The following is a 26,622-nucleotide window of genomic DNA, read 5'->3' on the forward strand; positions in this document are numbered from 1 at the left end:
AAAAACGCTTATTTTTCCTTAACTTTGTACAACTTTTTTTGCTAAAAAATAAAAGCTAATTTAATGGAAGAAGAAAAAAAATCACTCAATTTTATTGAGCAAATTATTGAAGATGATCTGGCAAATGGTCTGAAAAGAGATCAGATCCGTTTCCGTTTTCCCCCTGAACCGAATGGCTACCTGCACGTAGGGCATACAAAAGCTATTTGTATCAACTTCGGACTGGGTGAAAAATACAACGCTCCCGTAAACCTTCGTTTTGACGATACGAACCCTGAAAAAGAAGAACAGGAATTCGTAGATTCTATCAAAAAAGATGTTGAATGGCTAGGTTTTAAATGGGATAAAGAATTGTATGCATCAGACTACTTCCAGCAGCTTTATGAGTGGGCCGTACAATTGATCAGGGATGGAAAAGCGTATGTAGATGAGCAGCCATCTGAAGTGATTACAGAACAAAGGAAAAATCCTACAGAACCGGGAGTGGAATCTCCATATAGAAACCGTCCGATAGAAGAATCTCTGGATCTGTTCGAAAGAATGAAAAACGGAGAGTTCGAAGAAGGAACAATGTCTCTTCGTGCAAAGATCGATATGGTTTCACCCAATATGAACATGCGTGATCCTGTGATGTACAGAATTCTGAAAAGACCTCACCACAGAACCGGAACAGCATGGAAGATCTATCCTATGTACGACTGGGCTCATGGGGAATCTGATTATCTTGAGCAGGTTTCGCACTCATTATGTTCATTAGAGTTTGAAAACCACAGACCTCTTTACAACTGGTATCTGGATCAGGTATATGACGAATCCAAAGTAGCTCCTAAACAAAGAGAGTTCGCAAGGATGAATGTCTCCTATATGATCACTTCTAAAAGAAAGCTGCAGAGACTGGTAGCTGAGGGAGCGGTAACAGGATGGGACGATCCAAGAATGCCTACAATTTCAGGAATGAGAAGAAAAGGGTTTACTCCAACTGCTATAAGAAACTTTATTGAGAAAGTAGGAGTGGCGAAGAGAGAAAACCTGATTGAGATTCAATTGCTTGATTTCTGTGTACGTGAAGACCTGAACAAGGTTGCTAAACGTGTAATGGCAGTGGTAGATCCTGTAAAATTAGTGATAGAAAACTATCCTGAAGACAAGGAAGAATGGCTGGATACTGAGAATAATCCTGAGCAGGAGAATGCAGGAACCAGAGAAATTCCTTTCTCAAGAGAATTGTATATTGAACGTGAAGACTTCAAAGAAGAAGCCAACAATAAGTTCTTCAGATTAAAATTAGGTGGAGAAGTTCGTTTGAAATCTGCTTACATCATTAAAGCTGAAAGAGTAGAGAAGGACGAGAATGGTGAGATCACTACCATCTATGCTACTTACGATGAGAAGAGTAAATCCGGAAGCGGAACAGAAGAAAGTTTGAGAAAAGTAAAAGGAACTTTACACTGGGTATCTGCAAAACATGCAATCCCTGTGGAAGTGAGAATCTATAATCAACTGTTTACAGTAGAACAGCCTGATGCTGAAAAAGATGTAGATTTCCTTAATTTCATCAATCCTGAATCTGTAACTACAGTAAAAGGTTTTGCTGAACCGGCTCTGAAAGATGTAGCTGTTGGGGAACCACTTCAGTTCCAGAGAATCGGATATTTCACCAAAGATCAGGATTCTACAGAAGAGGCTTTGGTATTTAACCGTACGGTAACTTTAAAAGATTCTTATAAGCCTGAATAATTCTCAGGAATAAACAGATCAATAATAAAGAAAAGCAGGACTTAGCACAAGTCCTGCTTTTCTGTTTTTAATAGTTTAAAATACTGAAGTTTTATTTTAGAAAGTCTTTGTTCTGATATGCTGGATTAGGATATTTATAAAATCCTTCACCAGTCAGAACTCCTAATTTTCCTTTGTCTATATATTCTTCTTTCAATTTTTCAACAGCTTTGATCTTTAATGGATCCTGAGTTTCTTCAGCCTCCATTTTATTAATGTTATAAGCTGTAGTAATTCCTACAACATCAAGAATCCCAAACGGACCTACCGGAGCTCCTGTGGCAACCATCCATGTTTTATCAATTGTTTCTACGTCTGAAACCTCATCAATCCAAAGGTTAACCGCAGCTCCCAGTAAAGGAACAAGTAGTGAATTCACAATATATCCCGGTTGTTCTTTGTAGATAGGCAATGCCACCATTCCGATATCTTTTGCAAACTGAATAACAGCATCAAAAACTTGCTGAGAAGTTCCCGGATGACGCATAATCTCTCCGGTGTTGTGTTTCCAGATCTCATTGGCAAAATGAAGTGCTACAAACTTCTCCGGTCTTCCTGTTGCTTCTGCAAACTCACTGGGAAGAAGGGTAGAAGAGTTGGTTGCAAACACTGTTTTTTCCGGTGCGACCTGAGCAAGCTTATGATAGAATTCTGTTTTGATGGCCGGATCTTCCGGAACGGCTTCTATTAATAAATCGGCATCTTTTACTGCATCCGCAAGATCAGAGGAATAACTGATATTATTGAAAGTTGCATCAAGCTGTTTCTTTGTGGCCTTCAAATCCTGTTTGTAAGCTTCACTTAATGCTGTGAATTTATTTTTAGCTTTTTCCAAGACTTCGTCATTGATATCATAAACGGTAACCTTGAATCCATGATATGCAGTCTGAAAGGCAATCTGATATCCTAATACACCACTTCCTGCTATCGTTATATTTTTAAAATCCATGAGATTTATTTTAATTTTTAAAAAACTTTTTAAACTTATATTTTAGCCTTTCACTCCTTTGATCCAATCTTGGAATCTACCCACCTGTTCCATGATGAAAGATTCATGTTCCTCTTTCTCTTCCGGACGGTTTACCAGAATATGTTCAAAATAAGTTCCTTTTAATATTTTTCTTAAAATCCCTTCACCTAAGAATGGTTTATAGTCATTTAGAGCCTGAGTCGCTTTCAATAAATGTCTGATGTCATACTGCAGCGGATTGATATCCGGAACCTGCTTGTTGAGATTAAGAAGATTATAGACGGCTATTCTTGCTGTTCTCACAGAACTTTCCATGGTAAAAACAACGTCATTATTGGTTTCAACGAACTGGCCTACCAATCCTAAATTCTTACATCCTTCAGGAACTACTCTCGGACGGTCTCCCTGGGCACGCGGCATAAACATAGAGGTAATGTAAGGCATAAATGCGGTACGTACAATTGTGTTCTCTATAACATTGTCCAGCTGATCTGCTATTCCGAGATGATGGCATAATTCAGTAAGGATTTCGTTTCCTGTACATTCGGGCATTGTTTTTTTAACGTAATTTCCTTGTTTATCCATTAATAAAGCATATACCCAGACTACAAGAATGTCATCAGGCTGAGTAGGAAAGTGTGGTTGTCTGTTGCAGGTAAAACTCATTACCCAGTTAGAGTCTGTAATGGTAATAATTCCTCCTGTTGCTGTTCTTCCGGAATATGGATCATTAACACACAGTTCTTTCAGTTTCTCAGTGAAGGCGGAAGGACGGCACGTTAATGTTGCAGATTCCCATGAAGATTTTTCAATATGGCTGCAGAATTTTTCAGGTTTTCCGAATACTTCAGATTTCGCAGCCAGATTTTTCCATAGCTTCCATCCTGCGCTTTGTCCCGCACTGCTGTTGTCTATAGTAACTTCAGGAACAGTATTGTTGTCTCCGTAGAAAGTACTTTCCGTCATAGATCCGGTAGTCACAATAACATAATCATCTTTACCGATAGGTATTCTTACTTCTTCTCCGTTCTGTTCGGTGATGATGCCTTCCACGGTTTTCCCTTCCGTATCAATATGGATGTCAAGATCTTTTACTAAAGTATTAAACTGGATTTGTACTCCTTTTTCTACCAGGAAGTTTTTCAATGGTGTTACATAAGTGTCATACTGGTTATATTTAGGGAATACCAGACATGAAAAGTCTTTCATTCCGTCAATAGCATGAAGGAATCTGTGCATATACAGTTTCAGTTCCAGTAAGCTGTGCCAGTTTTCAAAGGCGAACATGGAACGCCAGAAGAACCAGAAATTACTGTTAAGAAATGATTCAGAAAAATAATCTTCAATACTAAGGTCATCCAGCTCTTCCTTTTTCTTCAGTAGAAGTTTAACAATAGCCAGCTGGTCTTTTTTTTCCAGTCCGAATTTGCTGAAGTCCTTGATCTGTCCTTGATTGTGGATCAATCTGGCTTTTGAATAATTCGGATCATTATCATTAACAAGACGGTATTCATCAAGCACGCTATAAGGTGCTGGAAGTTCTAAAGCAGGAATGTCCTGGAACATATCCCATAAATTTTCATAAGTCATGTCCATTTCCCTTCCTCCACGGATGATATAGCCGTCTTTTGCATTACCGGCTCCGTCCAAAGATCCGCCTTCAATAGTAAGCTGATCGAGGAAAATAATATTTTTCCCGGGAACATGGCCGTCACGGATGAAGTAGTAAGCAGCAGACATTCCTGCGATTCCGCTTCCTACAATATAGATTTTACTGTTTTCGTAAGACTGTAAAGGAATACCCTTGTTACGCTGGTAATTTCCGATCTGGTCGGAAAAAGGCATTGTTTTTTCAGGAGTGTTAATCTGAACTTCTTTACTTGAATCCGGTTCGTGGTTTACGTTCCCAAACTGGTCAGAGGCATTTAAAACGTTATCGAATTTTGAATTGATCGTACTCATTTTGTATTGTTTTTAATTAACATTATAAAGGTACCTCTATTCAGAAAGCGACATATATCCCCAATGTCAGAATTACTATCCCCAAATTCTTATGACTGGATATTTTCCTGTATCCTGTATTCGGAAGGGGAAAGTAAAGTCTGTTTTTTGAAAAAGCGGCCGAAGGCTGAAGCAGAGTTAAACTGAAGCTCAAAAGCAACTTCCGAAATGGTCATTTCAGGATTTCCAAGCATCACATATGCTTCTTTCAGAAGAGCTTCATTGATGACTTCATGAGGTGTTTTACCACTGGCTTTTTTAATGATCTCAATAAGATATTTATTCGAGACACAAAGCTGATCTGCATAATACTGAACCGTTCTTTGCTGTCTGATGTTTTCACGGATGAGCTTACCGAATTTCAGATAAAGATCTTTTTTTCCTTCTTCTTTTTCCGGATTGGCAGTATTATCTTTCTCCATGATCTCTGCAGCCTCCAGTAATAGATTAAAAATAATAGTACGGATAATTTCTTCTGTAAATTTCCCTTGTTTCCTGGATTTCTTTTTAAGATAATCAAGAAGGTTTTGCAACAATGAGGAGTTTTTGGGAGAAGTTTTTACAATGCTGTATGAGCCTTCGGAGAAAATGTTCATTTTTTCAATAATGAAAGGATTGGAAATATTTTTGATCAGAAAATTTTTGTCAAAGAATAACAGTTTCATCATAAAATCTTCACTGGTTTTCAGGAATTTTACAATAGTAGAAGGGGCAGCAATAAGAAAGCTATGGGTGGTTACTTTATATTTCTGACGATCTATTTCAATGCTGATCTCACCCGCTGTACAGATACATACAGCATAATAATCCATTCTGAAAGGTGTTTTTGGAAAATCAAAGATGGGTTTTCCCGAGGAAATATAATAGGATTGGCGGCAGTCAATACTGTAAAAGGATAGCGTATCATGTAAATTTTCGTAGGTTATCATGCTTACGTATTGGTTAAAATTTTATTTTTTTCAGAAATTACAGTCTGAAAGCCTTATTGTTACTGCAATTTACGATTTTTATAAAAGCTTTTGACCTTTATCTTATAAAAAACTTATTTTTCAGATACAATGACTACTCGTTTTTACGAATGTTAAAAAACGTTTTAAATAAAGGGGTTTGAGCTATTTTATCTAACTTTGCACTTTCAAATTTCCCCCAAAATATTATTGTGAGACTAATTAACGTATATACGAGTTCTTTTAAAGGACTCTCGCAGGAGAGTTGGATGCTGGCGTTGGTAATGCTCATCAACAGAGCCGGTTCTATGGTACTTCCGTTTCTGGGAGTTTATATGACGAATCATTTGCATTTTAGTATTGAAAATTCAGGAATTGTACTGAGCTTTTTTGGAATAGGTTCGGTCATCGGATCATGGTTTGGAGGTATGATCACCGATAAAATTGGAGAATACAGAGTACAGAGCCTAAGTTTGCTGCTTAGCGTTCCTTTATTCTGTCTGATTCCGCTTTTTACAACAGAAGCAGGATTGGCTGGAATTATTTTAGCCCAGAGTATTGTAAGTGAAACCTTCCGTCCCGCAAACTCGGTGGCAATTACAAAATATGCCAGACCTGAGAATATTACCCGGGCCTTTTCTCTGAATCGTATGGCGGTGAATCTTGGTTTTTCTATTGGACCTGCATTAGGAGGAATTTTATCTGCGATTTCCTATGAATTTCTGTTTTTCAGTAATGCGCTGGCTGCATTGTTAGCAGGATTGATGTATATCTGGTTCTTTAAAGACCGTGCAAGATTAGCCAAACTGAAAGCAAAGAAAGTAAAAGAAGTCATTGAGATAAAAAAAGAAAACTCGCCTTACCGCGACAGCAAATTTTTGATTTACTGTGGATTCTGCATGTTGTTTTCCATATGTTTCTTCCAGTTGTTCAGTACGCTGACCATCTTCTATAAGGATACTGCTCATATGAGCCAGCAAAATATAGGCTATATTTTAGGATACAGTGGTTTTCTGATTGTATTGCTTGAAATGGGGCTGGTGCAGATTGCAGAGAAATATTTTACATTAGCTTTTACCATGCTGATCGGAACTTTCCTCTGTGGAATTTCCTATGCAATGCTGGCTTTCGATTACAGTATGATTACTCTTGTACTGTCTATGACATTGCTTTGTGTGGGCGAAATATGGACTCTTCCTTTTATGTCAACGATTACAGCATTACGTTCGGGAGAAAACAATAAAGGAGCTTATATGGGATTGAATGGAATGTCATTCTCAATAGCATTTATTATCACTCCATATATAGGAACAATGATCGCAGAAAAATTAGGTTTCAATACCTTATGGATCGGAACGGGTGTATTGGCAACAGGTATTGCTATTGCCTTTTATTTCATTGTTCCGTGGATGCTTAAGGACAAAGATAAAAAGGAGAAAGAGCTTATATAAGAGATAAGCTTATTGATTTAAAATAAAAATAACCCAGTTGAAATACAGCTGGGTTATTTTTATAATATTGTTATTGATCTGAACTTAAGAAGGCCATCCTCCGTAATAAGAAGAGGTACCCATATCAATCTGCTCGGCACTTACCACAAAGCTGATGTACATACTGTTGCTGTCCACCGCATCAAATTCCACTTCATGCTGAATTACGTATCCGTTAGTCCATTTTATAGTGGTTAAAGTACCTTCTTCATGAGATTTGTTGAATGTTATTTCACCTACTGTCGGTTTGTATTTTCCGTTGAGTAAGCTTTCAAGAATATCTGCTTTATCGGTAGCTTCTACTGTAATTTTGATTAATGCATTGGAAGGATCAGATGCTACACGTCCGGATACGTCTATAGATCTGGATACCGTATAGTTAAGCTTTAACAGCTTTTGACCCTCACCGTTATTGAATTTTAAAATTCCTCTTGAATTTCTTTCTGCCATGGCTGGTAGTTTTAATAGTTAATACTTTGAGATTAGTTATTTTATATCAAAAATAGAAGTATTTGTAACACCAACAAAAAAATAATCAGAATTTTTAATCCGTTAGAGAGAAGGTTAGGTCTGAATTTTCTGTACAACAAGTAAACTTATTAAATATTTTCATTTCTTATCATTTTCGAAATCACATTACTGATAATCATTTCTGCATGGATCCTTGAGTTTTCAATAAACCAGAGATGCGTATCTTTCCCTCCGCACACGACTCCTGCAAGATAAAGATTGGAAATGTTGGTTTCCATAGTTTCAGAGTTGTAGAAAGGATTCAGACAATCTCCATTTAGTTCTATTCCTGATTTTTTCAGGAAATCAAAATCTGGGAGATAGCCGGTCATGGCCAGAACAAAATCATTTTCGATTTCATGAATCTGATGATTTTCATCTTTGAAAACAGCAGAATTCTCTTTAATCTCTATCATTTCGGAATTAAAATAAGCCTTGATGCTTCCCTCTGCTATTCTGTTTTCAATGTCAGGTTTTACCCAATATTTCACGCTTTTTGAAATTTCGGAATGACGAATAATCATGGTAACTTCAGCTCCTTTTCTGTAGGTTTCAAGAGCGGCATCCACTGCCGAATTACTTGATCCCACTACCACCACTTTCTGCCTGGCATAAGGATAAGGTTCGGTATAATAATGTTTTACTTTAGGAAGATCTTCGCCGGGAATATTCATGAGGTTGGGAATGTCATAAAAGCCGGTGGCAATCACTATATTTTTAGCCTGATAGCGGGATTTTGTAGTCTCAATTTCAAATATTTCATTGTTTTTTGAAACATTCATCACCTTTTCATAGAGATGAATATTAAGATTTTTTTGTCTGGCAATGCCCTGATAATATTCAAGCGCTTCCTGTCTTCCCGGCTTTGGAGCTGTAGAAATAAAAGGAATACCGTCAATTTCCAGTTTTTCAGCGGTAGAGAAGAATCTCATATATAAAGGATAATTGTATAGTGAGTTGACAATGGTTCCTTTTTCTATGATCAAATAACTAAGGTTGTTTTTTTGAGCCTCAATCGCACAGTTTAATCCGATAGGGCCGGCTCCGATAATGAGAATATCCAAAATTTCCATAGCCCAAAGGTACGATGTAAATTTTCAATTATGAATTATAAAATTTCGTTCCTTACAATTTTTACTCTTCATTCTTCACTTTCAATGGGTGATAGGAATTAACAAATCCATGATCCGCAATCTACTTCCCTACTTGGCATCAGTTTTGGTACTTTCTACCAATTACAAAATTGAAAATATGAAAAAACTGATTATTTCACTATTCGTTTTAAGTGCGGTTATAGCCTGTAAGAAAGAGGTGCAGAAACCCGTTCCTAATGTAATTGATTCAATGGCGCAGTCAAAAGAAAAGAATGCTGTTACAACAGCCCAGAATAAAGAAGCTAAAGAGACAACTTTAAAGCAAACCAATGATGAGGTTTTGCAGGCTTTGAAAAATAAAGATTATAAGACATTTATCTCACTGATCCATCCGGAAAAAGGAATTCGTTTTTCAATGTATGCTTATGTGGACCCGAAAGAAGATAAACATTTTTCCAAAGCTGATTTTGAAAAATATCAACCTACTAAAACATTGTTTACCTGGGGAGCGCATGACGGTTCAGGAGATCCTTATAAAGCAACGATCAATGATTATCTCAGCCAATGGGTGTTTTCTAAAGATTTTACAGCCTCGCAATATTCACTGAATAAATTCATCGGAGGAGGGAATTCTCTGAATAATTTACCAAAAGTTTATCCTAATAATGATTTCACGGAAAACTACATCAAAGGAACAGAAAAGTATGGAGGGATGGATTGGAAAACAGTTCGTTTTGTATTTGAAGAATTCCAGGGAAAATACTATTTAATAGCGGTAGTAAATGATCAGTGGACGATTTAATAAGAAATAGAACATTGAAAGCGGGAAGTTGGAAGCTAAAGCTTAAGAGTCTGTAAGGCAATTAAAACCAGTAATAATTCCAAGTTCCCGCTTTTTTATAAAATTTCGGTCAGTTGACGGGTAAGATTTCTTCTTGAGAATTGTTCAATATGCTGGGTATTTTCAACAAGAGAATCGCTTTTCCAGAGATTAAATTTTTCAAGGATGAATCCTTTCACAGCTTGAGTCTCATCATAGCTGAAATGCTTTCCTGCCTGTGTCTCCGTTAAGATTTTAGCTACATCAGCCTCATCCGGACCGAATGAAAGAATCTGTTTTCCGGAAGCCAGATATTCAAATATTTTTCCCGGAATAATTCCTTTTGATGATTCATTCGGAAAGTTGGTGATGAGAAGAAGTTGAGAATTCTGCATTTCTTCCACCGCTCTTCCATGAGAAAGATAACCAAGATTCAGGATATGATTCTTCAGACTTGAATTTTCTATTAATTGGAGAATCTTATCATCTATTCTTCCCACAAATTTTAAGCTGAAATGTTTTGAAAACTCTTTATTTTCTTTCACCAGCTCATCAAGTACTTTCCAAAGATTTTCAGGATTTCTGAGCTGCTCCAGAACTCCGATATAACTTAATGTAAATTGACCTTTATGCGTTAATTCATCTTTCTGTATTGCTGTTTTTTCACCTGCATCAGTCTCATCAAATCCATTAGTGATGCAAACAGCATTTGCTCCTGCTTTTCGGAAATTCTCCGCATCTGTATAGCTTGTAGCCAGGGTGATATCAGCCGTTTTGAATACTGCACTTTCCAGCTGTCTGTGTTTCTTATCAGAACTTTTTGTCAGCTTCAGATGTTTATAATACGAAATTTCCGTCCAGGGATCTCGGAAATCGGCAATCCATTTCAAATCCGGGAGTTTATCTTTCAGACCTAACCCTATCAGGTGAAGCGAGTGGGGCGGACCGGAAGTTACAATGGTATCTATTTTATTTTCTTTCAGATATTTTTCCAGAAACTGAATGGAAGGTTTTGCCCAAAATACCCTTGCATCAGGAATGAAGAAATTTCCCCGTACCCAGATAGAAAGTCTGGATTTCCAGCTTTGATTTTTGCCGACATCAAACTGCCCGGCCTTGAACTTTTTATTGCTTTTATTTAATTTTTCCGCCAGCTGATAAGGTTCCCATATTTTTGTTCGAACGATTTCAATGTTTTCGGGAACATCTTTCATTAGACTTTCATCTAATAACGGATAGCTGGGATTTTCCGGAGTATAGATGATGGGTTTCCAGCCGAAATCAGGCAGATATTTTGCAAACTTCAGCCATCTTTGAACACCAGGACCTCCCGCAGGAGGCCAGTAATAGGTGATAATCAGTATTTTCTTCTGTTCCATTTTTTAAGTTAATGGTCCTTGTCATTCTGAACGAAGCGGAGCGCAGTGAAGAATGACAAAGCGCAATATTATTTAAGCTTTTTGTTCAGCTAAAATTTCTTTTTTCTTGTTTTTATTCATCCAGAAAAGTCCAAATGCTGCCAGTATAATAAATAATCCGAAGCATAAAAGTGAGATCCATTTTCCTTTTTCAATCACTTCAGGTTCAAAAACCATTCTGATATGATGGCTTCCTGCAGGAACATGAACCGCTCTTAGTAAATAATCTGCTTTAATGTATGGAACTTCTTTTTCGTCAATCAGAACTTTCCACCCATGTGGATAATAAATTTCAGAAAATACGGCTAGCTGAGGTGTTTTCGATTGGGATTTGAATTCCAGCTCATTAGGCTGGTATTTTATAAGATTAATAAATGCTGCAGAATCTGCCTGAACAGGTTTGTTATCAAAATAAGATTTGTCAGAAGATGCTATAACAGCTGTTTTCTTGCTGTCAATTACACCAATAGATTTAATTTCTTCATTAGGAGTGTCTACAAACTTTAAATCACTTACAAACCATGCGTTTCCGTTAGCCTTTGGATTTGGAACGACTTGTGGTTGATCCGGGCCTCCGAAAATCATATACTTTGTGTTCAGTAAGTTTAATACTTTAGGTGTTTTTACACTATCTGCATTATTGATATATTCATTAAGAAGATCATCATATCTTCTCAATTTTACAGCATGGTAACCGCCAATTGAAGCTTTAAAATAGGAAGTGTTCGTTTCACTGGTTACTCCTAAAGTCTGATTGTAGATTCTATAATGGTTCTTATCTTTGTCAGCAATGGTCTCCAATGTTTTATTAATATTTACATTGGATATAATCGATTCTAAATTCGGATTTCCCTGAACTTTTTCTGCCAATAGATCTGAACTTTCCGTCTGGAACGGATTTTCAGCAAAAATTTTATCAACATAGTTTTCATCATTCAGATATCGTTTGTTTACGGTCCAAAGATCAAATAAACTAACAACTCCAATCACTACCAAAGCAATATTCTGGCTAAGTTTTTTCTTTAAAGTTAAGAATAAAGCAGCTGCAGTAATTGCAACATAAATGAATGCTTTTATCGCATCTATTCTGAATAATTTATATCTCTCGTCTACCAGATAATCAAGTAAGAAAGGAGGGAAGTAAGTTTTTTCTCCTTCCGTAGAAAATCCTAATAAAGATTTTCCGAATACCAAAAGGATCAGTAACAGACCTAATGTTCCTCCGGTTACATAAAGAAGGATCTTCTGTTTGTATTCTTCCGTCAACTTTTCATCGGTAAAGAATCTGTATAATCCTAAAATAGCAATTAAAGGGAATAATAACTCTACCACTACCAGGATAGATGAAGGCGCTCGGAATTTGCTGTAAAACGGAACGTAGTCTATAAAGAAATCAGATAACGGCATGAAATTGCTTCCCCAGGCCAGTAAAACGGTAAGAATGGAAGCTCCCAGAATCCAGTAACGGTATTTTTTTGAAGCAAAGAAAAATCCTAAAACAGCCAGGAAACATACAATAGCCCCCTGATAAGCAGGTCCTGAAGTTCCTGGTTGGTCTCCCCAATAGGTCATTCCGCTGAACCCTTTTGAAATTCTGTCCATTTCAGCCTGGGAACCTACATTTTCCTGAACAAGCTCCTGAACTCTGTTCATCATTTCCTTTCCTTCCGGCTCCTGGCTACCGCCTCCCATTAATCTTGGGATGAAAAGGTTTAATGTTTCAAGTTTTCCATAGCTCCACATTAGCATGCTTTCCTTATCCATTCCGGATTTTCCTGAAGTATGGCTGTCGTTCGCTAAGATCTGTTTTCCACGAACGGTTTCTTTTACATATTCGGAATTGGCCATGATTCTTTGAGAGTTCATTCCAACTCCAATGATACAAGATGCAGCAATAATTCCTGAAGAAATAAGGAAATGCTTCATCGGAGTCTTTTTCTGGATTGCTCTTACCAGTTCAGACAGGAATAAGAATCCTAATGCCAGAAACAGATAATAGGTCATCTGTGGGTGGTTGGCCGCAATTTGAAGTCCCATGAAAAGGGTGGTGACAATGAATCCCCAGATGTATTGTTTTCTGATATAAACCAGTAAAATTCCGGCTAAAAGCGGTGCAAAATATTCAATGGTATTTACTTTACCGTTATGTCCTGCCGCAATAATAATATAAAAATAAGTGGAAAGCCCGAAGAAAGTGGCGCCTAATAAGGCATATTTCCAGTTTCTTACCACTACCATTCCCAAAAGGAAAAAACCTGCAAAAAGCAGGAAGAGATAATTAACCGGCCTTGGCAGGAAATTCAGATTGCTGTCGATTTTTTTGATGATGTCTCCTTTGAACTGGCTTCCCATCTGATAAGTGGGCATTCCCCCGAACATGGAGTCACTCCAGTAGGTTTCACTGCCGGTATTGGCTCTATAGTCGAGCAGTTCTTTAGCTCCTCCTCTGTACTGAACGATATCATGCTGGAAAAGCTGTTTTCCCGTAAATACAGGGGTGGAATATAAAAATGCTAAAACTATAAATACTACTAATGAAACTGCAATATAAATTAAGTTTTTATTTTTTGCCATGCTGGTTATTATCTTTTATTTCTTGGAATTTTTACCTTTTGTCATTACTCTCTTTCACCTCTTCGTAGTCTACAGTTTCTGCATCCCAGTTGAGGTTCTGTTTGTTATTCTTATTCGAGTTGTGTAGATCCTGCTGCTTATTATTCTGGTTATCATTATTGTTAAAACGATAGCTGTAGAATGTCTTAAAGAAAATTCTTTTCAGAATATTCCAGACAAAGAATAAAATAATAGCAGTGAGTACTAACTCAAGAATGTACTTCATAATTTTTTAAATTTAAAGTTCAGGGTTTAATATTTTTAGTTTAAACCCTGAGTGCATTTACTTCAGTTATTTCGCAGAAGGATTTACCATTACGGAAGAATTGGAAACGCTTTTCATAGACTGAGACTGTTTTCCGTCTGAAATCGTTTCAATCTGTGTTGTTTTTACGTTGATATTCTGGTTGGTAATCCATCCTGTATTTTCGTCAAACTTAATGGTTCCGTTCTGAACCAATTCGCTGCTCAGACTGTGGGTAATAGGCCCCTGAGCTTTCTTTTCCGTTTTCTTAGGAATACCTCCGGTTACAGAGATCTCTGCAGTACCGTTTCCTAAGCTTTTCAGCACATAATTAGAGGTTACTTTCACGCTTCCGCTTGGATCTGCATTTTCGGAAGTAGACCATTTTTCACCTATTTTCACTCCTTTTTTAGGAATGATCATTAAATTCTTATGAAACTGATCTTTCAATACCTTTTCATTGAAAGATTCTTTAAGGCTTGCTACTACACTAGCTTTTTCATTTGCATCTTTAATAAGGGTTCCAACAGCATTCCCTACTTTTGTATAGACTGCATCAAATCCTGTAATAGAAATTACATTCCCTTTCATATCCATCTTCATCTGAAGCTTGTTTCCGGTAAGAGCTTTGTTTACATTCCAGATCATTTTAAGATCATCCTCCTTAGGCAAAGGAAGCTTTGTATCTACTACTACCGTTTTACCCTGGGCAGATTGAGAGTTTCTCTTGGCAACAAGGTTAAGTGTCATTTCATATACGTTTCCTTTAATATCATTAACGACGAAATTCATTTCATCTGTAGATTCACTGGTTGCTGTAATGGATTTACCCTGAGGATCTGTCATAGTTTTCACATCTCTCTGGTAAGTGGTAAGCGGATAGGTCTTTCCTTTTTCAAGCTTGAAAGTTTGGGTAATAACTCCCGCAGAATCCTTGATAGCAGGGTTTTCTGCAACTTTTGCCACAGAGTCTGCCGGAACTTCTACAGTAACCGTTTTTCCTGTTTTAGGATCTACTTTCGTGATTTTTGCTGTCTCTTTTTTACAAGATACTAAAGCTATTGATGATAGAAGCGCAAGCGCTGCAATGTTCTTCATTTGATTTTTTAATTTTATTTCTTACTACTGTTTCTTATTAAATTATCTGCTATATCATGCAGTTTTCCCTGAGACTCGCCGTCTGATTCATTAGACAAAACAACAACTCCCATATTTTTTGACGGATAAATCTGAAGCACACTTGAAAAACCAAATGTACCTCCCGTATGATAAACTGTTCGGGTTCCGTCTTCATAAGTGTGTATTCTCCAGTATAATCCGATCGCATCTCCTTCACTTTTCACAAAAGGAGTATGGGATGCCTTTACATAGGAATCCCTTTCATTCAGCTGATACTGCATGTATTTCACCAGATCTCCTGTTGTGGAAATAATTCCGCCTGCAGGAGCCATGATGGTGGTAAAGTTTCTGGGCATTACCTTTCCCTTTTCATTATAACAGGTCAATAGCTGTGCAGAATTCGTACCAACAATGGTCTGGCTCATTTTCAAAGGTCCGGTGATGTATTCCGAAAGCAGGTCTGTATAGCTTTTATGATATACTTTTTCCAGAATATCTCCGGCAATCTGTGTTCCTACATTGGAATATTTATACTCTGTTCCAGGAACAAAATTTAATTTAGCCTGATGGAGATCTTCATAAAACTTCTTTTTTGAATAGTTTTTATAAAAATCAGACAGAGCAATGGCAACAGAGTCCATTGGCTTTTTAAATGTCTCGGATTGGTCTGGCAAAAACTGTGGCAATCCTGATGAATGATTGGTAAGATTGCTAATGGTTATCGGATGTTTATCAAACTCAAGGTTGGGATAATTCCCATCTAAATATTTCCGGATATCATCATCCATTTTAATTCTTCCATCTACTAAAGCATGTGCCAGAAGTGTTCCGGTAAAGGTTTTAGTAATGGAAGCAATCTCATATAAACTTTGGGAAGTGGGAAGTTCAGATTTTCCTCTTTCCGTTGTTCCGTAATTGTAAAAATAACTTTTACCATCCTTGAAAACACCTATTGAAATTCCTACACGTGCAGGATCTTTCATATAAGCAAGAGCTTCCTTCTGGACCATCTTATCAAGTTCAGTGGTAAGACGGTTATCCGTAGGAATCTTTTTCATTTGTGCATCCAATAAAAAGGGTGCAAGAAATAATGGTAAAAGAATTTTTAATTCCATGGTTTAAGAATTAGGTATTACAGCCATCTTCTGTCTTACCGCTTCATACAAAATTGCTCCACATGCTACAGAAACATTAAGAGATTGGGTTTTTCCTTCAATAGGAAGTTTTATTTTTTCATCAGCATGATGCAGAACTTCTTTAGAAATTCCCGTTTCTTCATTTCCCATCACAATTGCACATGGCTCCGTGAAATTGGCATCGTAGATTAATTTCTGTGCTTTTTCGCTGGCCGCATATACGGAAATTCCACTTTGCTGAAGGAAGTCTACAGTATGTGCAAGGTTATTTTCCTTACATATTTTAATATTATAGATGGCTCCGGCTGAAGTTTTTATTGCATCAGAATTGATGGGTGCAGCTCCTTTTTCAGGAATAATTACAGCATCAATTCCTACACATTCTGCGGTTCTGCAGATGGCTCCGAAGTTTCTGACATCCGTAAGTCTGTCCAGAATCAAAAGGAAAGGCGTTTTTCCCTGCTCAAATAACTGAGGAACAATATCCTCCACTTTATGAAACGGAACATCCGAAATAAAAGCAACCACTCCCTGGTGGTTTTTTCTCGTGAAACGGTTCAGTTTTTCAACCGGAACGTAATTGGGACGGATTTTATTTTTCGCTAAAATGGCTTTCAGTTCAGCATAAATAGGACCCTGAAGTGCATTCTGCACAAAGATCTTGTCAATCGTTTTTCCCGCTTCAATTGCTTCAATCACGGGACGCAGCCCGAAAATAAAATCGTCTTTTTTATCTGTCATCTTATTATTTTATGTTTAAGGTTCAAAGTTTAAAGTTCAAAACTTACTGACTAAAGTTTGAAATTTATGTTTTGTACTTTGTTCCCTTTAAATCTGTTGTATTTAAATATTTTATAAAAGAGCTGATCTTCTTACTTAAAGTTTCCTGTCTGCTCAATTAATGTTTCAAATTTTTCCTGTGAAATAAAATTTCTGTCAGAAACCCTATACAGTTGCGATCTGGGTTCTCCACAAGAAGCTTTCGAAATAGAAAGAAATTGTATAAACTCTCCGTTTCCATTTCTTTCAAATCCTTCAGCAATATTATCCATTACAGATCGTGAAGAACCATCAATTTGATTGCTAAGTTTAAAATTATTCTTCAGGTTAGTAGATTCAATGATACTGTAAATTTCATTACATAACTGCCGGGACAATTTCCCAATCTCTAAATCCTCAAATCTATTAATTGTTCCCATAGCCTTAAACTTTAAGTTTTAAACCTTGAATTAATACTTCTCTCCTAAAATTGCTCTTTTCTGTGCCATCACATAACCGTAGTGAAGGCTTTCATGCATGTTGTTGAAGATAATGGCATCCTGGATGCTTTTCAGGTCCATTCCGAAACTTGTGGTATAAGGAGTGTAATCTGAAAAGAAATCACTGTCATAATCTTTCATTAAAATCTTTGAAGTTTCTGTAAGCAAGAACTCAAGATCTTCTACTTCGGATTTTTGAACATTTAAGTTGGGTAAAGTTCCTTTTTTGTAAGTTTCAATCCAATATTTATCAATACGGAAAGGATTTCCGCTAAGGTAATAATGCAGAAGCTGCTGTGTGGCAACTGTATGGGCGATATTCCAGTAGATATTGTTGTTGAAACCATCCGGAATCAGCAGAAGATCCTCATGGGAAGTATTCTGCAGGATGTCTAAAAGGTTCTTTCTTACCTGTCTGTGTGCTTGAAAATGATAATTCATTTTGCCGAAATTTTAATCACCAAAAATAGTTTAATAAACTGGAAATGACAATTTTTTTGGGTAAAGGATTCACGTTAAAATTTTTTAATGATTCCCAAAAAGAGTGAATTATGCTTCAGCTTATAATATTTTTAACTGAAATTCTAAATTTGAATTGAGTTTTATATCTATTTTTAATCCACAAAATAAAACCTCTCCTGAGTTTTTTCATGGAGAGGTTTTATCATTTTTCTGATTATACAGATCTGTACTTTTTTTATTTTTTAATGATTTTATGTTTAAAACTTATTCCGCCTTTTAATACAATATGTAAAAAGTAAACCCCGGAACTGTACTTTGAAAGATCCATTCCGTTTTCTCTGTAATTTTCAGCAAGTTTTCTTCCATCTATACTGAAAAGAGCTATCGAAGCCACATCATCTTTGGATTTTATATTGACGAAATCTGAGGTAGGATTGGGGTAAACGGAAACATCTATAGTCTTAATATCTTTTACCTCCAGAACGGTATTGCTTTTCCCCTGCATATATACGGATAGATAGACTTCTCCTTGCTGCTGATTGAAAACAGCGGTGGGTATCGTATGTTTTAAAGTATGATTTCCCGCAGTCATATTGGTTAGGGTAAATCCTCTTATAGGAACAGCATTGCCTGGGCACCAGTTATTCCAAGAGGTCCATCCTTCGAGCGTCTTTGGGGCGGCTCCGTATATTCCGTTGCCTTGTGTGTTGTAAACTCTGTAGGGTTCGCAGGAAATTCCTCCCGGGGTATAAGTGAGTACCTGTACATCATCTATATAAGTATAATTCTGTCTTCGTATATATTCTTCACCTCCGGTATTGGCACCATGAGGAGTGGATATAACTACGAAACGGGCATTGGAGACAGGATCAGGCAGGTTGAAACTGACGATTCTTACTGTTTCACCGGCAACGTCGGTATTATTATTATAGTTGTTGAGTCTGTTATAAGTTAAAATAGGCGTAATTGTATTGTAATCTGTGGGTGTGGCTCCTTCATTGGTAGAAAAGAAAGTCAGGGTTCCTGAAAAAACATCGTTTCTTCCGGAGCACCCCGCAACCTCAGTTTGTGCTGCATACGGCACACCGAAGACATCCAGTTCCATATACAGATCGTAGCTGCTGCGTAATCCCGTATCGTGAAATACGTTATAAAGGTTGCTGATATCATAAGTGTAAGGAACTTCTATAGGAGAGCGGTTTTTGTTCATAAACGGAGTAATGTATCTCGCGGCTTCAATTCTTTTTACATTGGGGTCATTTAATGTGTAAGTAGATTGGTTTTTGGGAACCATAGCCAGATAAACCTCTCCCAGACGATCATAGTTGTCACATAAAGCACCAATGGTAACTCTCATGGCGATTTTTGCTTTAAAAGAATCAAGTTCAGCATCAGTAAGTTTTCTTGCATATCTTGTATTTCCCAACCTGATTAAGCCTGGAGGAACAGGCGTTGATACTGTGGTTGCATAGCCATCATAATAAACAGCATCTGAAATCAGAGTCGTCATGGTGGTAGTTTGTGATTCGAACAGAGCTGCAGAAAAGAGACTTAAAAAAAATAGTCTTTTATACATATCATTGGTATTTATTGTAAATATATTAAATATGTATTTAAAATTGGTATTTATTATGTTTGTTTTTGGTATTTGTGATTTTTATTATTTTGTGTTTAAAAATTTTAAATGAAATGCTGTTTTTTAATTAATTATTGATTGGTATTTTGTATTTATTGTGAATGATATTCTTTTATTATAAAAATCGATATTTTATTATTAAATTAGCATTATATCCAAAGTTAATATTATTAATAATGAAAAGAATTTTACTTTTGTCTTTGTTGTTTGCAGGGGTATATCTGAATGCTCAGATTAATTTAAATACAGGAAGTCTGAATGTAGGAACTGCTCCGGTAAGCAGTTTCTTTTCATACTCTTACGTACAGCAGATATATCCTAAGCAGGAAATCAATGCTGATGCTGCTGGAAATATTACAGGTCTTACATTTTATCTGGATCCTTCCGCAACTATTACCGATTCTTCGGATTGGACGGTTTATCTTGGGCATACATCAAAATCATCTTTTGCATCAGGTACAGACTGGATTCCGGCCACACAACTATCTCAGGTGTTTACAGGAACCGTAACCAGAAATAGTAATAAGGTTGAGATTACTTTTACTACACCGTTTGCTTACAACAATACGGATAACCTTGTAATTGCTGCACGTGAGAATGCTCCAAGTATCGATATTAATAATTTTGATGAGGCCTTTCATGTGTATTCACACCTTCCTTATTCAACGCTTTACTATAAAGGGGACCGCGCAGTGATTGATCCTTCGGCTCCTCCGGGAGGTATAAGAGCAGATTATAAATCGTCAGTTACAATTTCCGGACTGCTTCCAAAGTCTGCACCCGCATGTCCTTTTACCATTTATCCTGTTAATAATGCCGTTAATGTTCCTTTATCTCCAGATATCAAATGGTTCCCTGTTTCAGGAGCGGATTCTTACAAAGTTTCCATAGGAACAAGTCCGGGAGGTACGGATGTTGTCAACCAACAGATTGTAACAAGTTCGAATTTTACACCTTCAACACCGCTTGCTGCAACTACTAGTCATTATATAAGAGTTGCTGCGGTATCATCCGGTATAGAATCTTCCGGCTGTATGGAATTTACTTTTAAAACCGCACCTCCTGTGCCGGTGAATGACGCATGTTCAGGAGCTTTACTAGCATCAGCTTTTCCATATACCTATACACAGGATGATGCCATATCTGCAACAAATAATTCGGGGTTTATCAATGTTTGTCCTGATGCGATGAATGATGGGACCTGGTTTAAATTTATAGGAGACGGAGGTCAGTTTACAATTAAAATCACAATGCCTTCAGGTAGTGGGTTTGATCCTCAGATGGGAATTTACAGTGGAACGTGTACTAATCTTGTATGCGTGAGTACGGTAGATAATGCCGGTGGAGGCGGAGCTGAAACGAAGACAATTACAACAACAGCAGGCACTGAATATTACATAAATATAGGATCTTACGAAGAAACTGTAGATGTTCCGGAAAATACATTTACGATTACGATTACAAAACTTTAAGATCTATAAGAGATTGTTCTTTCATTTATTTAGTATTTGAAAATGAATATGTTGTGCCGGTAAGGTGCAACATTTTTTATTTATTTTTAAGAATAGCGCATTAAACCCGGAATATTTAACAAACTTTAACTCAAAAATGGCATTCATTGTGTTGATTAATGCAAGTATTTATCAGAAATTTACCACTTATTTTAAATCAAGCTATGTCAGATACATATCAAGCAGAAGATCTCCGTCAATTGACGGAAAAAGTAAAAGAAAAAAACTACTTATTTTCTCTTCTGAGACAGGAAATCAACAAAGTTATCATTGGGCAGGAATACATGATAGACCGTCTTTTAATCGGGCTTTTGGGGAATGGCCACGTTCTTCTTGAAGGAGTGCCGGGGCTGGCTAAAACTCTTGCGATAAAAACGTTGGCAGATGCTGTTCATGGTGAGTTCTCAAGAATTCAGTTTACGCCGGATTTACTTCCTGCAGACGTAGTGGGAACAATGATCTACAATATTAAAGACAATGATTTCTCTATAAAAAAAGGACCTGTATTCGCTAATTTCGTACTTGCAGATGAGATCAACCGTGCACCGGCAAAAGTGCAGTCTGCTCTTCTTGAAGTAATGCAGGAAAAACAGGTAACCATAGGCGATGAAACCATGAAGCTTCCGAAACCGTTTCTGGTACTGGCAACACAGAACCCGATTGATCAGGAAGGTACTTATCTTTTACCAGAAGCACAGAGTGATCGTTTTATGCTGAAATGCACTATAGATTATCCTGCTTTTGAAGATGAAAGACAAGTAATGAGAATGGTTTCCACTTCACATCAGCCGACTGTGAAACCTGTGATCTCTCTTCAGGATATTGTAGATGCCAAAGAACTGATCAATCAGATTTATCTGGATGAGAAGATAGAAAAATATATCCTGGATATGGTTTTTGCAACCCGTTATCCTGAAAATTACGGATTATCCGATCTTAAAAATTATATCAGCTTCGGAGCTTCTCCAAGAGCTTCTATAAACCTGGCTATCGCCTCAAGAGCTTATGCGTTTTTAAAAGGAAGGGCTTTTGTAATTCCTGAAGATGTAAAAGCATTGGCCAAAGATGTGCTCAGACATAGAATGGGCTTAACCTTTGAGGCAGAAGCAGAAGAAATTTCAACAGAAGAAATTATTAACAGAATTTTAGCAAAAATCCAGGCACCATAATGAGTGATGTAATCATAAGAAAAGCAGTTCAGAAGGACTGTGCTTCCATGTTGGAGCTCATCAAAGAATTGGCAGAATACGAAAAAGCATTACACGAAGTTACTGTAACTCTTGAAGAATTTATTGAAGACGGATTCGGACCTTCTCCTGTATGGGGAGCTTTCGTAGCAGAATTTGAAGGAGAAATCGTTGGAATATCATTGTATTATGACCGATATTCAACATGGAAAGGAAGAAGGTTATATCTGGAAGACCTTGTTGTAACAGAAAGACTGAGGGGAAAACAGATCGGAAAAAAACTTTTTGATGCAACATTGGAATACGGTACATCAAATAATTATAACGGAATGGTATTTCAGGTATTGAACTGGAATGAACCCGCAATCAATTTCTATAAAAAATACAGTCCGAAATTTGATGATGAATGGTTGAATGTATCCATTGAGTTTAAGAATTAAGAAGGAGGTTAGAGTTAAAGATTGTAATGATGTACATATTCTAAATCTTAAAACTCACATTCCATAAAACCTTAAACCAAAAACATTGAACGTTAAACATAAAACCCTCTATGCAGATAAAAGATATTGTAAAAAAAGTAAAGCAGATTGAAATCCGTACCAGAAAGAAGACGGAAGCTGCTTTGATGGGGCAATATCACAGCGCCTTTAAAGGGCAGGGAATGACCTTTTCCGAAGTGCGCCCATACCAGTTCGGGGATGAAATCAGGAGAATCGACTGGAATAAGACAGCCCGTTTCCGTGAACCGTTTGTAAAGGTAATGGAAGAGGAAAGGGAGTTAACGATGATGCTTCTTGTAGATATTTCCGCGTCTATGGATTATGGTACCAAAGTTCAGCTGAAAAGAGAATATGTTGCCGAAATTGCAGCCAGCTTAGGATTTTCAGCCGCCGGAAATAATGACAAAGTAGGATTGATTCTTTTCGCCGATAAAGTATATAAAGTGATTCCTCCCCAGAAGGGAAGAAAGCATATCTTATCAATTATCAGCAATATTCTGACTGCGGATTATGTTCCGGGAGAATCTAAAATAGATAAAGCGATGGAATATATGATGGGAATCTTTAAAAGAAAATCACTGGTTTTTCTTTTTTCGGATTTTGAAGATGAATATGATTCCAAAATGCTGAGAGTAGCTTCAAAAAAACATCAATTGCTGGGAATGAGGATCTATGATGAAAAAGATAATGAAATTCCGGATGTAGGCTATGCTCTTTTATACGATTCTGAAACAGGAAATCAGATATGGGCTAATACTTCCAGTGCAAGATGGAGATATACTTTCGCAGAAGCACAGAAGCAGAAACTAAGGGCTTTGGAGGAAGATTTTGCCAACAGTTCTGCCAGTTTCATGAATATCAATACCGGTGCAGATTATTCAAAATTGTTGTATAATTATTTTCAGAAAAAATAAATTGGGGCTCAGCCCGTCATAAAAATCAGGCGCATGCCTTTATATTGAACATTGAGAAAAATACTTTTAATATTATCCTTTCTAATCTGTGCAAATGCTTTTTCGCAGATATTATCCTCTAATGTAGAAAAGAAAACCATTGCTCTCGGGGAAATCAATCATCTTGTAATCAAGATTGATAACCTTCATGAACAACAGGTAAATTCTGCTCCGAAAAACGAACTGCTTCCTTTCCATTTTGAAGAAACGAAAGACAGTATCGGACAGAATGCTAATTCTTATGAAAGGAAAATAGAATTTGCCGTTTTTGAAGAAGGAAAATTTACCATTCCGGAACTGGAATTCAAAGTGGGAGATAAGATTCTTAAAACCATTCCTTATGAGATAGATGTCATTAATACGGCCCAAAAAGCTGATCAGATTAATGATATCATGAAAAATAAAGAAGTTAAACTTGCCGCTAAAGATTATTGGGAACTGTATAAATTTTATATCCTTGCAGCATTAGCAGCGATTGCTCTGATCATAGCTATTATTATGTTTGTAAAATGGGGAAGAAAATCTAAAAGTTCTCCGGTGGTGGCTACCAACCACACTTTGAAAGAACTGGATTCCCTTAAAAAGAAAAAATATATCGAAGGAGGAAATTTCCGTTCGTTTTATGTTGAATTGATCGATATCTCCCGAAAATTTATCACCAAACAATATCAGCTTCCGGCAGATGTTCTTCTTACCGATGATCTTATTGATGTCATGAAAAAGAACAATACGATCTCCCAGGATAACGAAAAGATCATAGAAGACGTTTTCCTGAGAGGAGATTTGGTGAAATTCGCCAAAACATTCCCGGACCAGATAACAATGGAGAAAGATTTTGCAAACATCAGGGAGTTTGTGAAAAGGTCATCTAAAGATTTAGAATTCGAAAACTTAAGAAAGGATGTTTAATTTTGAGTTTTACAGCCCATGGTTTTTATTGCTTTTTCTGCTGTTTATCCCTCTTCTGATTAAAGATGCCGGGAGACGGAAAAGAAAAGGGATAAAAGTTCCTACCGTAAAGAATATGGGAAACAGCGGTGGAATTCAGGGTGTACTTTTTTTACTGAAAATTTCCAAGTACATCATTCTTTCTGCGCTAATCATTGCTATGGCAAGGCCGAGAACGTTTACCATCTCGCAGGACAGAGATGATACAAAAGGCATTGATATTATGTTGTCCATAGACGTTTCTTTAAGTATGCTGGCTAAGGATCTGAATCCTGACCGTATTACCGCATTAAAGGATATTGCCGTGAAATTTGTACAAAAACGCCCGAATGACAGAATAGGGGTGGTAGCGTATGCTGCAGAAGCTTTTACGAAAGTTCCTGTTACCTCAGATCATCAGGTCGTTATTGATGAAATTAAAAACCTGAACTCTGCAGGTCTTGAACCTGGTACAGCGATTGGTGAAGGGCTTTCTGTTGCGGTGAATCATTTGATTAAAAGCAAAGCAAAAAGTAAAGTGATCATTCTGATGACAGATGGAGTGAGCAATATTGAAAATGCTATCCCGCCGCAGGTTGCTGCTGAGCTGGCAAAAAATAATAATATAAAAGTATATTCAATCGGAATCGGGACTAATGGTTATGCATTAATGCCGACATCGCAGGATATTTTTGGTGACCTTATCTTTACAGAAACAGAGGTTACCATTGATGAAAATACATTGAGAGAAATTGCACAGACTACGGGAGGTAAATATTTCAGAGCCACTTCAAACAGCAGTCTTGAAGAAATATATGATGAGATCAACCAGCTGGAAAAATCGGATGTAAAAGTTTCCAAACTGTACAATTATGAAGAATATTTCAAGATATTCCTTTGGATTGCTCTAGGTATGCTGGTGCTGGATGCATTATTGAGATGGGTGTTTTATAAAATTTTAAGCTGATGAGTTGGTCTTTAGGAAATTATTGGTATTTATTTTTACTGGTGCTTCTGCCGCTGTTAGCATCCTTTCTGATCCGTTTTTTACAATGGAGAAACAAGAAAAGAGAAATTTTTGCAGGCAGTCAGTTTCATGATCAGTTGTTTGAAAAGAGATCAGGGTTTACTAAATTTTTTCCTGCATTATATTTGTTAGGAACATTATTCCTGATATTCTCTATTATCGATCTTTTGAACGGTTCAGAAGAAGTACGCAGCAATCAGAAACTGAATAATGTGATTTTCATGCTGGATGTTTCCAACTCAATGAATGCTGAAGATATTGATCCAAGCCGTCTTGCTGAAGCTAAAAATCTTATGCTTGGGACTATGCAGAAAATGAAGAATGATAAAGTGGGGATTGTGATTTTTGCAGGCCAGGCGATGTCTATCATGCCTCTCACAACAGATTATAATTCAGCAGAAACTTATATCAGCGGAATTGAAACCAGTTCCATGCAAATTCAGGGAACGGATTTTCTGAAAGGAATGCAGGCTGCTGCTGAGAAATTTAAAAATGTAAGCAAAGGATCAAGAAAAGTAATTTTATTGAGTGATGGAGAAGATAATGAAGGAAATGATAACGCAGCAATCAGACTTGCCAATAAAGAAGGAATAAGCATTACCTCCGTAGGAATTGGTACCGATGAAGGAGCTCCGGTTCCCGAATATGTCTTTGGGCAGCTAATGGGATATAAAACTGATGTGAACGGGGGGACCGTAATTTCAAAAAGGCAGACCGAAGCCCTAAAGAAAATGGCAGAATCCACAGAAGGAAATTATATTGACGGAAATAATGTGAATGAAGCTCCGGATAGGATTATAGATGCCATTAACAGGAAGTCTTCAGGAAGTGAAACACTGGTGAAATCACAAAATGCCAATCACTATTATCAGTATTTTCTGGCAGTATCTATTCTGTTTTTCTTTTTAATTTATATTTTTAATCCTAAAAAAGATTTTAATGTGTAGTTTTCCCTTTTATATAGAAGAAATTCTACATGCACTTTAACCCAATTTTAACAAATAAAACTCTGTTTCTTAACA

At 36.9% G+C, this 26,622-nt stretch carries 23 protein-coding genes and 1 pseudogene; 10 read left to right on the forward strand and 14 right to left on the reverse strand.

Annotated elements, in window-relative coordinates; genetic code table 11:
• Positions 1-63: 63 nt before the first annotated feature.
• Positions 64-1,737: a glutamine--tRNA ligase/YqeY domain fusion protein gene (locus tag F3J23_RS03490; protein ID WP_167024119.1), complete on the forward strand. Its 1,674-nt coding sequence runs from the start codon at positions 64-66 to the stop codon at positions 1,735-1,737.
• Between the two features lie 91 nt (positions 1,738-1,828).
• On the opposite strand, the gene F3J23_RS03495 is transcribed toward F3J23_RS03490, so the two are convergent.
• The 3 genes from F3J23_RS03495 to F3J23_RS03505 all read right to left on the reverse strand — a co-directional run bounded on the left by F3J23_RS03495 (position 1,829) and on the right by F3J23_RS03505 (position 5,676).
• Positions 1,829-2,725: a 3-hydroxyacyl-CoA dehydrogenase gene (locus F3J23_RS03495; protein WP_167024122.1), complete on the reverse strand. Its 897-nt coding sequence runs from the start codon at positions 2,723-2,725 to the stop codon at positions 1,829-1,831.
• Between the two features lie 42 nt (positions 2,726-2,767).
• Positions 2,768-4,708, reverse strand: coding sequence for an oleate hydratase (locus F3J23_RS03500; RefSeq protein ID WP_167024124.1), 1,941 nt, complete (start codon positions 4,706-4,708; stop codon positions 2,768-2,770).
• 89 nt (positions 4,709-4,797) lie between these two features.
• Positions 4,798-5,676 carry a helix-turn-helix domain-containing protein gene (locus F3J23_RS03505; protein ID WP_167024127.1) on the reverse strand — a complete coding sequence of 293 codons (879 nt, stop codon included), beginning with the start codon at positions 5,674-5,676 and terminating at the stop codon, positions 4,798-4,800.
• A 287-nt stretch (positions 5,677-5,963) separates the two neighbouring features.
• Between F3J23_RS03505 and F3J23_RS03510 the strand changes: the two genes are divergently transcribed.
• The gene (locus tag F3J23_RS03510) at positions 5,964-7,145 is read left to right on the forward strand and encodes an MFS transporter (RefSeq protein ID WP_167024602.1); all 1,182 of its coding nucleotides are present in this window, start codon (positions 5,964-5,966) and stop codon (positions 7,143-7,145) included.
• Between the two features lie 84 nt (positions 7,146-7,229).
• Here F3J23_RS03510 and tssD read toward each other — a convergent pair whose 3' ends face one another.
• Positions 7,230-7,634: a type VI secretion system tube protein TssD gene (gene tssD, locus F3J23_RS03515; protein WP_167024130.1), complete on the reverse strand. Its 405-nt coding sequence runs from the start codon at positions 7,632-7,634 to the stop codon at positions 7,230-7,232.
• Between the two features lie 149 nt (positions 7,635-7,783).
• The gene (locus tag F3J23_RS03520; RefSeq protein WP_167024133.1) at positions 7,784-8,767 is read right to left on the reverse strand and encodes a YpdA family putative bacillithiol disulfide reductase; all 984 of its coding nucleotides are present in this window, start codon (positions 8,765-8,767) and stop codon (positions 7,784-7,786) included.
• Between the two features lie 178 nt (positions 8,768-8,945).
• Here F3J23_RS03520 and F3J23_RS03525 point away from each other — a divergent pair, with 178 nt between their 5' ends.
• Entirely contained in the window at positions 8,946-9,590 is a 645-nt protein-coding gene (locus tag F3J23_RS03525; RefSeq protein WP_167024136.1) for a hypothetical protein, read from the forward strand.
• A gap of 95 nt (positions 9,591-9,685) precedes the next feature.
• On the opposite strand, the gene F3J23_RS03530 is transcribed toward F3J23_RS03525, so the two are convergent.
• The 9 genes and pseudogenes from F3J23_RS03530 to F3J23_RS03570 all read right to left on the reverse strand — a co-directional run bounded on the left by F3J23_RS03530 (position 9,686) and on the right by F3J23_RS03570 (position 19,435).
• Positions 9,686-10,987, reverse strand: a complete 1,302-nt coding sequence (locus tag F3J23_RS03530; protein ID WP_167024139.1) for a glycosyltransferase family 4 protein — start codon at positions 10,985-10,987, stop codon at positions 9,686-9,688.
• A 72-nt stretch (positions 10,988-11,059) separates the two neighbouring features.
• On the reverse strand, positions 11,060-13,600 hold the full coding sequence (locus F3J23_RS03535) for a YfhO family protein (RefSeq protein ID WP_167024142.1): 2,541 nt from the start codon (positions 13,598-13,600) through the stop codon (positions 11,060-11,062).
• Between the two features lie 31 nt (positions 13,601-13,631).
• Entirely contained in the window at positions 13,632-13,865 is a 234-nt protein-coding gene (locus F3J23_RS03540) for a hypothetical protein (protein ID WP_167024145.1), read from the reverse strand.
• A gap of 66 nt (positions 13,866-13,931) precedes the next feature.
• Positions 13,932-14,981 carry a DUF6263 family protein gene (locus tag F3J23_RS03545; protein ID WP_167024149.1) on the reverse strand — a complete coding sequence of 350 codons (1,050 nt, stop codon included), beginning with the start codon at positions 14,979-14,981 and terminating at the stop codon, positions 13,932-13,934.
• Positions 14,982-14,995: 14 nt separating this feature from the next.
• Positions 14,996-16,117, reverse strand: a complete 1,122-nt coding sequence (locus F3J23_RS03550; protein ID WP_167024152.1) for a serine hydrolase domain-containing protein — start codon at positions 16,115-16,117, stop codon at positions 14,996-14,998.
• A 3-nt stretch (positions 16,118-16,120) separates the two neighbouring features.
• On the reverse strand, positions 16,121-16,879 hold the full coding sequence (gene rlmB, locus F3J23_RS03555) for a 23S rRNA (guanosine(2251)-2'-O)-methyltransferase RlmB (protein ID WP_167024155.1): 759 nt from the start codon (positions 16,877-16,879) through the stop codon (positions 16,121-16,123).
• 64 nt (positions 16,880-16,943) lie between these two features.
• A pseudogene (locus F3J23_RS03560) lies at positions 16,944-17,337 on the reverse strand (four helix bundle protein).
• 30 nt (positions 17,338-17,367) lie between these two features.
• Positions 17,368-17,838: a DinB family protein gene (locus F3J23_RS03565; RefSeq protein ID WP_047095244.1), complete on the reverse strand. Its 471-nt coding sequence runs from the start codon at positions 17,836-17,838 to the stop codon at positions 17,368-17,370.
• A 256-nt stretch (positions 17,839-18,094) separates the two neighbouring features.
• The gene (locus F3J23_RS03570; RefSeq protein WP_167024158.1) at positions 18,095-19,435 is read right to left on the reverse strand and encodes a peptide-N-glycosidase F-related protein; all 1,341 of its coding nucleotides are present in this window, start codon (positions 19,433-19,435) and stop codon (positions 18,095-18,097) included.
• Positions 19,436-19,671: 236 nt separating this feature from the next.
• Here F3J23_RS03570 and F3J23_RS03575 point away from each other — a divergent pair, with 236 nt between their 5' ends.
• The 7 genes from F3J23_RS03575 (at position 19,672) to F3J23_RS03605 (ending at position 26,547) form a co-directional block, all read left to right on the forward strand.
• Positions 19,672-20,967, forward strand: coding sequence for a hypothetical protein (locus F3J23_RS03575; protein ID WP_167024161.1), 1,296 nt, complete (start codon positions 19,672-19,674; stop codon positions 20,965-20,967).
• Positions 20,968-21,170: 203 nt separating this feature from the next.
• The gene (locus tag F3J23_RS03580) at positions 21,171-22,175 is read left to right on the forward strand and encodes an AAA family ATPase (RefSeq protein ID WP_167024164.1); all 1,005 of its coding nucleotides are present in this window, start codon (positions 21,171-21,173) and stop codon (positions 22,173-22,175) included.
• Positions 22,175-22,633 carry a GNAT family N-acetyltransferase gene (locus tag F3J23_RS03585; protein WP_167024167.1) on the forward strand — a complete coding sequence of 153 codons (459 nt, stop codon included), beginning with the start codon at positions 22,175-22,177 and terminating at the stop codon, positions 22,631-22,633. The genes F3J23_RS03580 and F3J23_RS03585 overlap by 1 nt, the downstream gene beginning before the upstream one ends.
• 110 nt (positions 22,634-22,743) lie before the next feature.
• Positions 22,744-23,607, forward strand: a complete 864-nt coding sequence (locus F3J23_RS03590; RefSeq protein ID WP_167024170.1) for a DUF58 domain-containing protein — start codon at positions 22,744-22,746, stop codon at positions 23,605-23,607.
• A 51-nt stretch (positions 23,608-23,658) separates the two neighbouring features.
• On the forward strand, positions 23,659-24,555 hold the full coding sequence (locus tag F3J23_RS03595) for a BatD family protein (protein WP_167024173.1): 897 nt from the start codon (positions 23,659-23,661) through the stop codon (positions 24,553-24,555).
• Positions 24,548-25,540: a VWA domain-containing protein gene (locus F3J23_RS03600; RefSeq protein WP_167024176.1), complete on the forward strand. Its 993-nt coding sequence runs from the start codon at positions 24,548-24,550 to the stop codon at positions 25,538-25,540. Before F3J23_RS03595 ends, F3J23_RS03600 begins: the two co-directional genes overlap by 8 nt.
• Positions 25,540-26,547, forward strand: coding sequence for a vWA domain-containing protein (locus F3J23_RS03605; RefSeq protein ID WP_167024179.1), 1,008 nt, complete (start codon positions 25,540-25,542; stop codon positions 26,545-26,547). Before F3J23_RS03600 ends, F3J23_RS03605 begins: the two co-directional genes overlap by 1 nt.
• The last annotated feature ends 75 nt before the right edge of the window (positions 26,548-26,622 follow it).

The organism is Chryseobacterium sp. Tr-659 (assembly GCF_011752975.1).
GTDB lineage: Bacteria > Bacteroidota > Bacteroidia > Flavobacteriales > Weeksellaceae > Chryseobacterium.